The sequence below is a fragment of the Uliginosibacterium aquaticum genome (assembly GCF_012972705.2).
GTDB lineage: Bacteria > Pseudomonadota > Gammaproteobacteria > Burkholderiales > Rhodocyclaceae > Uliginosibacterium > Uliginosibacterium aquaticum.
In genome coordinates this window covers 398565-410921 of record NZ_JABCSC020000001.1, presented here as the reverse complement: position 1 = coordinate 410921, position 12357 = coordinate 398565, and the positions used below count along the sequence as shown (strand labels likewise).

The following is a 12357-nucleotide window of genomic DNA, read 5'->3' as shown; positions in this document are numbered from 1 at the left end:
TTTTATTCTCTACTCACGTTTACAGAAACACCACCAACTTTCATGCCGAGATCATCAAACCAAGCAACCCCCTCTTGAACCAGAGTTACCTCCAAGCGATACTCGCCATTCGCACTTGGCATATCAATCTTTACATCAGCCTTAATTCTATCACCCGCGCCAACGATCAGTGGCAGGTCATGCCTAGGCAACCAACCAATCTCCTCACTCGAAGCCGAGGCGGGAATAAAGCGCCAAGACATTCGAAGCGGGCTATTCGCTGGAAAAGCCAAGGGACGCTCGGAACGATTTTCGAACTCGGCATGCAACCACGGCCCTCCAATCTCTTGAGAAAGAGACGCCTTTGCAACAAAGGCTGCAGCGACACTCGGCACCACCCTTCGAACCACACCACACGCAAGCGAAGGCACTACCACAAGACGCTCAAGCATGAGGGCCTCAAAACCTGGAGCAAGTGCAGCATGCTCCCTATATGCATCAATTCGATTTTGAGGGGACAAACAATTGCGCACATCCTCTCCTACCAATAGGTAGCCGGGAGGAAAGTTGCCAGAATACCCGTTTAGGGTAGGAAGACGCAAATCCTGCGCGACAATCATTCCATCCAATTCATCCAAATACCAACTCGCTCCGCCTGCCGTCTGAACATAGAGCACAGGAGAGTTTGGCCAGACATTTGGCAATACATTCAAAATCCGCTCTTTTCGAACCAACCATTCGGAAACGGGGGTGGTGTATGAAGAGTAAGTAAAGGTCTCAGCAGACAAAACAACGAATACAAAACAAAAAACAACGTATTTCAACCAGCCCCAACCACGCGAAGACAAAAAACAAGAGCATCGATCAATACCAATAGCCCCTAAAGCTCCCAAAGGGAAAAGCACAACCAAAATAATTCGACTGACCGCCCTGACTGACGAAACACCAGGCAGGTACAAAAACATTTTATAGATAGAAAAATCACCAACCCTCAAGGTCGCAAAAAAAACAATGGCGAGAACAAGAATGCACACGCCCCCAATCACCACCCTATCGCGAACAGCCACCCAAGCGCCAAAGAAAGCAAAAAAAACCACTCCCGCCCCAACAAAAAGCTGGTGCTCCTGTCTCATCTCAACAAAAATACTCTCGCCTAAAAACGAATACAGTGAAGAAAAATCTTGGATCAGGTAGGACCCCATCGTCGGCAACATCGAAATAACGTCCGCAGGACTCCGCGAAAAACCATATGCACGCGCAACCAACATGTACTTACCAAGCAACACCACGACAGCCAATAACGACGACACTACTACCGCAATCTCTCGCCATGACATCTGACGAAAGACATAAAAACAACCACCCTCAAGCCCCCGCCATTTAAACCAATAAATCAATAGCAGCGAAACAAAAATAGCCACAACCAGCGCAACAAGAAAAACGCCTAAATATATTGAAAAATAAAACTGAAGGGCGACAAAAAAAGCGGTGCGCGCGACAGAGCGAGAATGGCCATCGCGAATCAAAACACCAATCTCTGACACAGCGAGCGGAATTGCAAAGCGGTACATCAACTGCGCATGAGATTCCAGCACCAACGCCGGCAATGCAAAACCAAATACAAAACCACAAAAAGCAGAAGAGAATTTTGAAAAACAAAGTCTTTGCAATGCGTAATATGTAAAAACATAGTTAAGCAATGCCCCACACACAAACCATCCTAAATACCCCCCTTCCCGACCAAACCCAACCAGTCGAAACAAAGCGTAGATTGGAGCAGACCCAAACAAGTTGTCACTAAAAGCCAAAGCATCTTCAAAAGGATAAAAAAACATCGGGCTCCACAAACTTTCTGCAGCCCCAACCAACCAAGCATAAAAATGCTCAAGAATAAAAGAATTAAACCTTGAATCCCCAAGATCTCCTGGAATGCTTGAAAACCAAGCTGTCGCGGGCATTAGATACCCAAACACAGCCAATAACAAAAATAAAATAAAAGGAAGTTCAGCCCGAAATTTTATAGCCACGACCATCAGCACCCGTAATCAAACGCACGAACACCAAATCTAAACGGGTCGGTTAGATCATCAGAGTACTCGCCCATCAACAGCCTCCTTTTGGGCAGCAAATTCATCCTGAAACTTCGGCTCAAATTAGACAATAACCGCCCTTTATCCGTAAGACGGACACATCCGTTTTCAATGACGACCGTGCCGGACTCGATCTGCTCGGTCAAACGCACATCAACCAAGCGGTGTTCTTTCATGTATTCCTTAGTAAACACATCACTCATGGCGTCCTGTCGAATTCCACCGCCACGCTGGGCAATTTTCTCGAGGATATAAAACGACAACGATCGGTCAATCACGGTGGGAACAGAAATCGCGAACGAATAGCCCATTAACAGCCATATAACAAACAATTGCAATTTTTCGAAGGGGTTGAACGCCCTGCCAATCGGCAACAACAGTACGGCAAATGCCAGACAAGCCGCCAGCACGGCATCAGCAATGGCGGCATAAAACACCACATCCACCTTAATCCAGTTGACGTGCGCCACGTAAATCACCAGAAGCAAGCCGAAAAACAGCACATTGAATCCGAAAAAAGACCTGAATTTCATTTCTTGAACACCAGACGCTTGTTTCCGATATAGCTGAGTACAAACTGCATGACAGTTGCGATCAGAAAGCCAATACGATAATCCTGCTGCAGCCAGTCGGCCCAGGTCCACATCACGGCGCCATGCAGCAAAGCGATGGCCCCGTAAAGCAGTACAAAGCGCGCTGCCTGCCCATGCCATGGCGCCTCACCACCGTTGGCAAACACAAAATAACGGTTACCCACGAATGACGCGGCAATGCCAAACATGGCCGCAACCAGATTGGCCAGCCCCGCCGACGAAAACCCCAGCACATGCAGGTTGAAGGCCAGCACCGAATAGTGCACGCCGGTTGCAACCAAGCCATTGGTCACATACCGGAACAACTCACCCATTGAGCCGCACCCGCTCTCCAGACACCAGCACGCAGTCGATGAACTCCTTGTAGCCGGCCGCAGACGTGACCGAGCCGCTCCGCACCACCCCCGTCAGCATCAGCATCATAAGAGCCAGCGTGCCGGTTTGCAGCAGCGTGAGCAGCAAGATGCCGAAGGCCACCGAAAACCATCCGGGCGTGGCAAAGCCCGCCAGCTTCAGCCCTATCGCAAGCGCTCCGCCCAGCACCGAGAAGGCGGCAATGGCCACGCACAGCAGGCCTACACGCACCAGCACGTCTTCGGCGAACACCATCAGGGCACGAAAGCCATGCAATGCCAGGCCCACAAAGTTCATCTTGGACTGCCCCGCATAGCGAGGGCCGCGATCGAGCGGACAAACGCGCAGACGCAGCTTTGACGCCAAGGTGGCTGCCGCCACGTGAATGGGCAACTCCTGCATCGCAGCAAGGCGGCGCACCGCTGAGAAGCTGAATGCCATGAAATTGCCGAAAGTTATGGCGCGACCGGTCATGAACGCAAACAGGCGCTTGTACACCTCGTAAAACGCCTTGAACCGGAGAGTTTCAACGCGGCTCTTGCGCTGAGCCACCGCCACGTCCACCTGGGGATCATTCAGCGCCGCGAGCAAAGGCGGGATCGTGCCCGGCAAGTCTTCGCCGTCAGAGTCCATGACCACCACGCACTGTTTCTCGGTCATGTAATCGGCCGCAACCCCCAGTCCGATGGCGATGGCGCGCTGATGCCCCACATTGCGGCGCAGCTTTACAACAGCGCCGTGCGCGCTCAACCCTGCAAACGCATTGCCCGGCAACGGCTGACGTACAGACCCGTCATCTACCGCCAGAATGAAAAGCCTGCCGCCAAACGCGGCATCAAGCTCCCGAAAGAGCCGCGACGACGCTTCAAGGTCTTCATACACCGGCGTCACCACGATGAGCTCGACACCAGTCGGAATCATGCCTTCACCACCTTCGCGAAGTAGTCGATGGTTTTCTGTAAGCCCTGCTCGAGCGCAATAGTGGGCTGCCAGTCGAGCACTTCACGCGCCAGAGATATGTCCGGACGGCGCTGCTTGGGATCATCTTGCGGCAACGGATGGAACACCAGCTCCGATTTGCTGCCGGTAAGCGCGATCACACGCTCGGCCAGTTGCAGCATGGTGAATTCGCCCGGGTTGCCAATATTGACCGGGCCGGTGAAATCGGCTGGAGTATTCATCAAGCGGATCATGCCTTCGATAAGGTCGTCCACATAACAGAAGCTGCGCGTTTGCGAGCCATCACCATAAATCGTGATGGGCTCGCCCTTTAATGCCTGCACAACGAAATTGCTCACCACCCTGCCGTCGGAAGGGTGCATGCGCGGGCCATAAGTATTGAAGATGCGCATAACCTTGATCTCGAGCTGGTGCTGACGCCAGTAATCGAAGAACAGCGTTTCGGCACAGCGTTTGCCTTCGTCATAGCAGCTGCGAATTCCGATGGGATTCACCTTGCCCCAGTAGCCTTCGGGCTGCGGATGCACCTCCGGGTCGCCATACACTTCGGAGGTGGATGCCTGCAAAATACGCGCCTTCACACGCTTGGCAAGGCCAAGCATGTTAATTGCGCCATGCACGCTAGTCTTGGTGGTTTGCACCGGATCAAACTGGTAATGCACGGGCGATGCCGGGCAGGCCAGATTGTAGATCTGGTCAACTTCCACATACAGCGGAAACGTTACATCGTGGCGCAACACCTCAAAGCGTGGGTTTTGCAGTAGATGCTCAACGTTGCGCTTGGAGCCGGTGAAGTAGTTGTCTACGCACAGCACGTCGTGGTCTGCTTCGAGCAGACGCTCACACAGGTGAGAGCCCAGAAAACCGGCGCCGCCGGTAACCAATATCCTTGCCATTATTGATTTCTCCCTATAGCCGAATACTCCAGCCCCGCCTCACGCGGCAGCGCCGGATCAAACATGTTGCGCCCGTCAAATATCAGCGGGCTCTTGAGTGTCGCCTTGATAGCCGCAAAATCGAGGCTGCGGAATTCCTTCCACTCGGTCACGATCACCAGCGCATCCGCGTCCTTCAGGGCGCTCATCGGCCGGTCGGCATAGCGCAGACGAGGCTCGTCACCCAAGATGCGGCGTGCCTCCTCCATGGCCACCGGGTCGTAAGCGGTCACGGTAGCGCCACGCCTGAAGAGTTCGTCGATGATCACCTGGCTCGGCGCTGCGTGCATGTCGTCGGTGTTGGGCTTGAAGGCCAGGCCCCAGAGGGCAAAATGCCGGTCCGAAAGGTCTTCGCCAAAGCGCGTAACGATCTTGTTCACCAGCACTTCCTTCTGCGCGTCGTTGGCGCCCTCCACCGCCTGAAGCAGCTTAAGATGATACCCAGCAGCATCAGCCACGGTACGGATCAACGCCTTCACGTCCTTCGGGAAGCACAAGCCGCCATAGCCACAACCCGAGTACAGGCAGTGCCAGCCGATACGCGGGTCCGAGCCGATCCCCTGGCGCACCTGCTCGATGTCAGCACCGAGCTTCTCTGCAAGCACTGCCAGTTGGTTCATGAATGAGATGCGTGTGGCGAGCATGGCATTGGCTGCATATTTGGTCAGCTCGGCCGAGCCATCCTCATCAGACGGCGTCCCCACGGCAATGAACTGAATGGTGCCAAAACGCACAGCCTCTTCAATATCAGTCATGAAATGCAGACGACCTGCGACCACATTGCGTGCCACGACCTGATCCAGACCCGGCTCATGAATAGGATGCCGCCTTCCTTGAGGGCGCGGATCTTCTCCGGATTGACGTCCAGGCAAAGCACGTCATTGCCCACTTCTGCCAGGCACGCGCCCGACGCCAAACCGACATAGCCGGTACCTACTACGGTAATTTTCGCGACAACATAATCACAATAAACTACAAAAAATATTTACTCTAAAGATACTGATCTAACGCTAACACCCAACTTTCGCGAGTCCGCACTTAACCCAAAATCAGCAGGAGAACGCGCATTTTCAATAAAAAACTCTACGCTTAACTTCCCATTACCTATGTTCTCAACAGGCACATAAAAATCGTGGTAGCGCTGAGCCCCACTAAAACGAAAATCATGCCTCCGACCACCATTAATAGAGACCGCCAGCCCTAGGCTAGACTCACCGTTAACAAACGCCAAGGCATTAATACGAATTTTTTTCGGGTCAACGCCATCCCTTAATGTGCATCGAATTGAAGCATGCTCGCCAATCGTCCATCGCCCCTCGTCCTCTGGATGAGAAAACCCTGACAAAGAAAACGCAAACAGTGGCGACTTAGATGACTTTGATAGATCGAACGAACCTTCACAAGGCCCCCCTCCAGCCACGGCACTGAAATCCACAGCAGTTGCATCATAAAACACCCAGCGCTCCTCCTTTACTTCACGCGCCAATGGTAAAAGCAAGGTCGCAATGTCACCGACTTTCTGAATCCCATGCGCGCCGCGGATATGCTCTCCGTTAGAAAAAAAAGAATTCCTGAATGTCGCCCCTCCAACAAACCTTCCAAGCCGCAACGGCGCATCTAACGAAGAAAGAATCAAGAGCCGCCCCCCTTTACTCACAACAAATGATTGCAAATCAACCAAATACTGCGAGGTCATAAACGCAGTGGAATTCATGCCCTTAACAGAAAAAACACGGACCTCATGCGCAATCCGAAGGGGGACAAGTATACGGTCGTCCATCCCAACGGCGAGTACGACATCGCTCGGATCGATATGCGAGAGAAATTCATTGTAAGACCCAAGAGTCTCACTTTCTACAAACGAAAGTTGTGAAGCTGAAAAGTACAGCTGATACGAACCAATGATCGCGATCAAAAAACCAGATAAAACAAGCCCTCTGATCCTAGCCAAATACACCAACACCCCCGCCAGGGCTATCAAAGAATAAGGAAGTATGTCACCCGCCAAATATCGTCCGTAATAGTACAAATAGGGGATCCATGGTTGTAACAACAACACACCCCAAGCTGTAGCCAAAAACGCGAACAAAAGACCGCCAGCCTTCGTACGGACTTTACAAAACAATGCCCCAAAAACCAATACCAGCAACCCAGCCGGCGACACAAAGAGAAGGAAACGATAGGCGACATGAAACCGAAACAAAAACGGATCACTGATATCCAGAGTCCAGTGATCAAATGGAGGCATCACCCCAGAGGAGTACAACCTCACGAGCGAATAACCCGACAGCAACAACACCAGTACAAACAATTTACCGGCGTGCTTAAGCACCCACTCCCCCGCCGCTCGAAGATGATCAGGACGTATAAATCGCCGTATCGCCAACACTCCGAGCAAAAAAGTACAGAATACCAGGACGGCCAGCACCAAAAACTTAAAACTCAGCAGTCGGGACAGATGATTTTCAAACAAAGACGAAACCAGATCTCGCTGAAAAATGTAGTACCAGAATAGACTCAGTCCGAACAAAACGAACAGCGTGGCAACGGCGGGGATAAGGCCACTTCGAAAACACTGCCGCCAGCCATAAAGCGCAGCCCCAGCAAACAACAAGGAAAAGAATGGGAGGTACATCATGAACTGCAATCTGATGAAGAAAAATGCACAAAAACACAGAATAGCCAATCCACAGAAAAAAACCTTCCCTAGCAACTCCTTCCGCTTAATCCCCACCAGCAGATACAAAAACCCGTTAATTGAAAACGTCATCGCAACCATTTCAGTCACGGGAAACTTTGAAAAAAAAACCAAGACAGGATTTGTAGCCAATAAAAAGGCCGCTAAAAGCCCTGCCTTCTCAGACGCAAATATCTCTTGCGCCAGCTTTTTCGCGGACCATATACCGACGATCGAAAAAAACAGCAAAGACAACGTTTTCGACTCAGCACCCAAACCCCATGAAAATATCGCCATCCACATTGGGTGTAGCGGATAAAAATCTATGGTCATCAATGATTTATTTGTGTCCAACATACGGACCGACGACATCGAAACATCGTCATATGCCAACCTCAGGCTCTCTGGTAACTCAGACCTAAAATAGTCAACATAATTTAACGCACCCTCACGCAACATTGTTACGGAGAAGTTCGTATACAGCCCTTGATCTTGGCCACCCATCATGTGTGGATAGACTTCGAAGCGAAAGAACCCACCCCACAACAGAATGAGGAAAAACACCCAGTTAAGCCTAAAGTTCTTCCACGTGATACGCGCGCCAACAAACACATGGACGATTCCGATTGCGCTAACCGAAAGGCAAAGCAGAAAAGGCACCGAAAAGAAAGAGATGCTAAGCAGAAAAATACCGAAAACACTAACCAAGGACACAAACAATACCAGCCATGCATGCGCATCAACGTCGAGGCGAAAAGGCTCCGAATTATCGAGCAAAAAAACGTCGCGGAAATTTATCATGGCAATCAAGGTTCAACGAAAAACAACATAGCGTAACGCACAGAATCGGAGTGGAAAAAGGACGGCAAGTGTTAAAAACGTCCCCCAAAGATAATGCAAATTAAAATTATTGGCGATATAAAAAATCGCGTTAGCCAGAATAAAAAAGACCACCAAATATATAATGTACTTTACTAGGCGATGGCCCGCATGCTCCCTACGAAAAACCACTCTCAAATTCATGATATAATCAAAAAAATAGGCGATTGCATACGTAAAAAAAAATGCAGCAGGCTCTCCAATACCAACGAGATCCACAAAAAAATACATTAACCCGAAAACAAGCCCATAGGCCAGAAGACTAACAAAGGCATATGCCGCAGAGTCACGAAAAAATGTATTAGAAAAATATCTCACAAATCTAACCTAACTTCGGAATATTATTAATAACCGTCAAGGCCTCGTCCAAACTAAACCCAACCAAAGCAGCATACTCCCGCATGGCAAGATAACGCGGCTGATTTTCCTGCTCTACGAGTCGCAAGGCTTCATCGCGAGTAATTAAACCTGCGCGAATTTGATTGCTTCGAAAGGTGTCATGCTCAGAAAAACCGGCAACTGTATAGTAGATGTAATTATAAAATGCAGCGGTACCATCACCAATACGCCAAGTGCTATTGGAGTCTCCAGAACTTTCCCAACCATACGAATCAGACAGGGTCTTGGCAATAACCTTTTCATCCCAATCAACATACTGGTAAAGATACAAGAAATCTTGCCTATTAACATACGTTGAGTAAAAAGCAAAAAGGGTATCCAGCACAGAACGGTTTATATACGACGGATTAAGAATATAATTCTTCGCATAATACGCCAGAAGCCTTAGCTTGCCTGGCAAATCAAGTCCAACCATTGTATTGACGCTACGGTCCTGCACGCCACAAAAACCAGCCTTGAATCTCGTTATCTCCAGATTATTTCCTCCGCAAAATATCACGAGAGGAACTGACGTCTGCCTGCTTACTTGACTGGCATAATGAAAAAACTGCTTATCTCCAGCCATAAAAAGCGGAATCATGCCCAGTTCCGGCCGGCGCAACCAAGCCTCGATATTGATCCGAATATTCTTGCGCTTTGAAATAATATCTGCCGAGCGAATAATGTGCTCCACACCTAACTCGCCACACATGCGCGCGGAATTTCGCCTCGCCTCGTCGGTCACCATTGCCCAATCATACGTGTATGCAATGGGGTTCAAACCAAGCTCTTTTTTAATCACATGCAGTCCGTAGCAACTATCTCGCCCACCACTCAATGCGACAATGCAGTCGGGACTGCCATCCTTAGACCTAAAGCCAGAAATTCGTGCCTCGAGTGTCTGACGATCATCTCTACGAATCGGAGCGCCTTCACGACAAAAATTGCAAACACCATCCTTGTCGAAACTAATAAAAGGAAAACTATGCGGAAGAATACATCGAGTACACCGGCACAACTCCTTGCGCTTCGGCGAATGGTCTAAAATGGGTTTGGCTGCGGAAACGGGTTTCTCAGACAACGACGTAGCTTGCGCCGCCGAAAGCTCGAAGGCTTCAATGCTCAGCTCGTTTGGAGATACACAAACCCCCTCCCCTACGCGTAACTGCTGCACATCATTCAAATCACACTCAGAGAATAAATCCCGAAACTGAAGAATTAAACTGGTGAGGAAATGACGTTCTGAAGCGAAAACAAACAGGCCTGTTTTTTTTGCCCTAAGCCAATAGAGCGAGCCGACATTTGTTGCCAAGAAAAGGGAAGGCATTGAGTCATGAAGAAATGCAATATTTGCTTCGCCTTTAATTGCGCCAAATACATTACATAACGAGCCGACTACGTCGCCTGAGAGAGAAAAGTTCTTGTCAAACAACCTGTAGAACACCTCAGTATCAACCAGAGAACGACGCACGAGATCCGGGTTAAGTTCCCACAGTTCTTTATCGTTAACAATAATGCCGTTATGAACACCAACACAGTGATCACTTGAAACCGGCTGATTATTTTCCTCAATCCCTTGAGAGCCATTCGTCACCAGACGCGAGTGGCCTATCACTAGGGTGTTGGCCCCAGTCGATGTAGAGCAAAACCGACTACCTACGAATTCCTTATATTCAGGGGTCCCAAGCATTCGACTTGCAGGCTGCGCCCGACGAAACATCGACAACTCAACGCCGTTAGAAATTGCAAGGCCAGCCGCCTCACTTCCGCGACTTTCGGACAACAGAAAGAGCCCGGCAGCAAGCCTCCCAAGCTGATCAGCCCCCGCAGAAAAACGATCTGACGCAACAAATCCGAAAATTCCGCACATAAAACCCCCGCGCTCACTTAACGCTCAGCCGTGGCTGATTTTTTTAGAAGATAAAGAATTCGGTCCTGATTACTACGAACCCTGTCCAGCATGTCCGTAACGATCCCGACAACAAAGAAAACAATGGCCATTGTCATCAAGAAGGCCGAACCAAAACCTGCAAATAAATAACCTGAAAATTGACCGGTGATCAAATAGTGCGCAAAAAATAATGCCGCCAGTAGAAGTGACGGCACAAAAAAGCAGGCAGATATACTCCAAAAAAAACGTAGCGGATGATAATCCCTATAACCTCTAAATATTATTTTAGCTGTACTGACCGCATACTTCAAAATACTTCCGGCGACCCTGGACTTTCGCTCGGGAAAATACACAACACGGACCGGCACCTCGACAATTCTGAGATTCTTAGCGCAAAAATCAAGGAAGGTTTCCTGCGTATAAGTAAACGCCCCGTGCAAATTCAAATTTAGCAACGCCTCCCTGCTGTAGCAGCGAAAACCACAAGAAACATCCTTAAACCGCTGTTGCACAAGTTGACTGATCAGATAGGACATCATGTGATTCCCGATCAACTTCACACGCGGCATATTAGGCGTAAAATCTGGATCGACAAAACGAGAGGCCGTCGCCATATCTGAATGACCATTCAGAACAGTCGTCACTAGTTTAGGGATATCCAAAGGATTGAACTGTCTATCGCCATCAATATTCACCATTAAGTCATATCGATTCGTGACTGCGTATGAAACCGCCGACTGGAAAGCGGCTCCCACTCCTCTATTTACTCCATGAGAAAGCACAGTCGCACCGCCAGCGCGTGCCTGATCAGCAGTTTCATCAGTTGATCCATCATCAACCACTAACACATCAACAGCCCCCACGCCATCAATAGCTCTTGGAATATCCTCAACGAGCGACAGAATGGTGGCTGCCTCATTCAAGCAAGGAACGGCTACGAGCAGCCGCAATTCAATGACAGGCTTCTTCATTGGCGTGGGCTCCTAGGACGACAATGAATCAGCGTCCAAGGCAACGGCTTTTTAACCGACACTATGTCCGCATGCTCGGAAACAAATGCTAAAAACTGTCCCGAGGTCCAGTGTTGAAAATGCCCCGGCGTATTACCCAGAGCATTCCAATACTTCCCCCTTACCATATTGAGCAAGTGCCAAACGGGCTCATTTGGAACACTTAAAATGAGGTCACGACGTGTTACAGACAGCAGTTTTTTAAGGGCCAAGGCGGGGTCTGTCAGGTGCTCAAGAACCTCACAGCAAACAATCGTGTCCGCAGCATCGGTTTTCTCATCAAGATCATAAATACTTCTTTCCTCGATCTGAATAGAAAATCCGTGCCGAACGGACTCCTGTCGTGCCACCTCAATTGAGCTTTGCGAAATATCACAGCCACGGACCGAGTAGCCTGCGGAAGCCAGTACGCCGAGAATATGCCCCTCACCACAACCGATCTCGTGAACATCCTTATTGCCGGCCTCACTTACTGCACCGACAATTCCTTTCAAGAAATTTATTACCAATCTATTCGCAATCCAGTTGCCTGACTGATACTTTTCTGCGTGCGCAACACCTGAAAAAACTGGTAGAGCTTCATTTAAATCACTCTTGTAACTCATACGTCT

General features: G+C 49.5%; 10 protein-coding genes and 1 pseudogene. All 11 read right to left on the bottom strand.

The features are described 5' to 3' along the window. Positions 1–2: 2 nt before the first annotated feature. The 11 genes and pseudogenes from HJ583_RS01875 to HJ583_RS01825 all read right to left on the bottom strand — a co-directional run bounded on the left by HJ583_RS01875 (position 3) and on the right by HJ583_RS01825 (position 12351). Positions 3–2018, bottom strand: coding sequence for a hypothetical protein (locus HJ583_RS01875; RefSeq protein WP_170020026.1), 2016 nt, complete (start codon positions 2016–2018; stop codon positions 3–5). Beyond that, a complete protein-coding gene (locus tag HJ583_RS01870) occupies positions 2012–2602 on the bottom strand; it encodes a hypothetical protein (RefSeq protein ID WP_170020024.1) in 591 nt (196 codons plus the stop codon). Before HJ583_RS01870 ends, HJ583_RS01875 begins: the two co-directional genes overlap by 7 nt. Next, a complete protein-coding gene (locus HJ583_RS01865) occupies positions 2599–2976 on the bottom strand; it encodes a GtrA family protein (RefSeq protein WP_170020022.1) in 378 nt (125 codons plus the stop codon). The genes HJ583_RS01870 and HJ583_RS01865 overlap by 4 nt, the downstream gene beginning before the upstream one ends. Continuing rightward, on the bottom strand, positions 2969–3937 hold the full coding sequence (locus HJ583_RS01860; RefSeq protein WP_170020020.1) for a glycosyltransferase: 969 nt from the start codon (positions 3935–3937) through the stop codon (positions 2969–2971). Before HJ583_RS01860 ends, HJ583_RS01865 begins: the two co-directional genes overlap by 8 nt. Then, the gene (locus HJ583_RS01855) at positions 3934–4872 is read right to left on the bottom strand and encodes a UDP-glucuronic acid decarboxylase family protein (protein ID WP_170020018.1); all 939 of its coding nucleotides are present in this window, start codon (positions 4870–4872) and stop codon (positions 3934–3936) included. The genes HJ583_RS01860 and HJ583_RS01855 overlap by 4 nt, the downstream gene beginning before the upstream one ends. Beyond that, positions 4872–5896 (bottom strand): annotated as a pseudogene (locus tag HJ583_RS01850) (UDP-glucose dehydrogenase family protein). Before HJ583_RS01850 ends, HJ583_RS01855 begins: the two are co-directional and overlap by 1 nt. Beyond that, complete coding sequence (locus tag HJ583_RS01845) at positions 5897–8398, bottom strand: hypothetical protein (RefSeq protein WP_170020016.1); 2502 nt, start codon at positions 8396–8398, stop codon at positions 5897–5899. It abuts the pseudogene before it with no gap. A gap of 3 nt (positions 8399–8401) precedes the next feature. Continuing rightward, entirely contained in the window at positions 8402–8785 is a 384-nt protein-coding gene (locus tag HJ583_RS19390) for a GtrA family protein (RefSeq protein ID WP_170020014.1), read from the bottom strand. Between the two features lie 4 nt (positions 8786–8789). After that, the gene (locus HJ583_RS01835; protein ID WP_170020012.1) at positions 8790–10715 is read right to left on the bottom strand and encodes a hypothetical protein; all 1926 of its coding nucleotides are present in this window, start codon (positions 10713–10715) and stop codon (positions 8790–8792) included. A gap of 17 nt (positions 10716–10732) precedes the next feature. Further along, a complete protein-coding gene (locus HJ583_RS01830) occupies positions 10733–11707 on the bottom strand; it encodes a glycosyltransferase family 2 protein (RefSeq protein ID WP_170020010.1) in 975 nt (324 codons plus the stop codon). After that, a complete protein-coding gene (locus HJ583_RS01825) occupies positions 11704–12351 on the bottom strand; it encodes a class I SAM-dependent methyltransferase (RefSeq protein WP_170020008.1) in 648 nt (215 codons plus the stop codon). Before HJ583_RS01825 ends, HJ583_RS01830 begins: the two co-directional genes overlap by 4 nt. Positions 12352–12357: the final 6 nt, after the last annotated feature.

What these genes read in the sequence shown, in the direction of transcription:
- HJ583_RS01870 (WP_170020024.1), bottom strand. Translation starts at nt 2,602, where the DNA reads ATGAAATTCAGGTCTTTTTTCGGATTCAATGTGCTGTTTTTCGGCTTG.
- HJ583_RS01865 (WP_170020022.1), bottom strand. Translation starts at nt 2,976, where the DNA reads ATGGGTGAGTTGTTCCGGTATGTGACCAATGGCTTGGTTGCAACCGGC.
- HJ583_RS01860 (WP_170020020.1), bottom strand. Translation starts at nt 3,937, where the DNA reads ATGATTCCGACTGGTGTCGAGCTCATCGTGGTGACGCCGGTGTATGAA.
- HJ583_RS01855 (WP_170020018.1), bottom strand. Translation starts at nt 4,872, where the DNA reads ATGGCAAGGATATTGGTTACCGGCGGCGCCGGTTTTCTGGGCTCTCAC.
- HJ583_RS01835 (WP_170020012.1), bottom strand. Translation starts at nt 10,715, where the DNA reads ATGTGCGGAATTTTCGGATTTGTTGCGTCAGATCGTTTTTCTGCGGGG.
- HJ583_RS01830 (WP_170020010.1), bottom strand. Translation starts at nt 11,707, where the DNA reads ATGAAGAAGCCTGTCATTGAATTGCGGCTGCTCGTAGCCGTTCCTTGC.
- HJ583_RS01825 (WP_170020008.1), bottom strand. Translation starts at nt 12,351, where the DNA reads ATGAGTTACAAGAGTGATTTAAATGAAGCTCTACCAGTTTTTTCAGGT.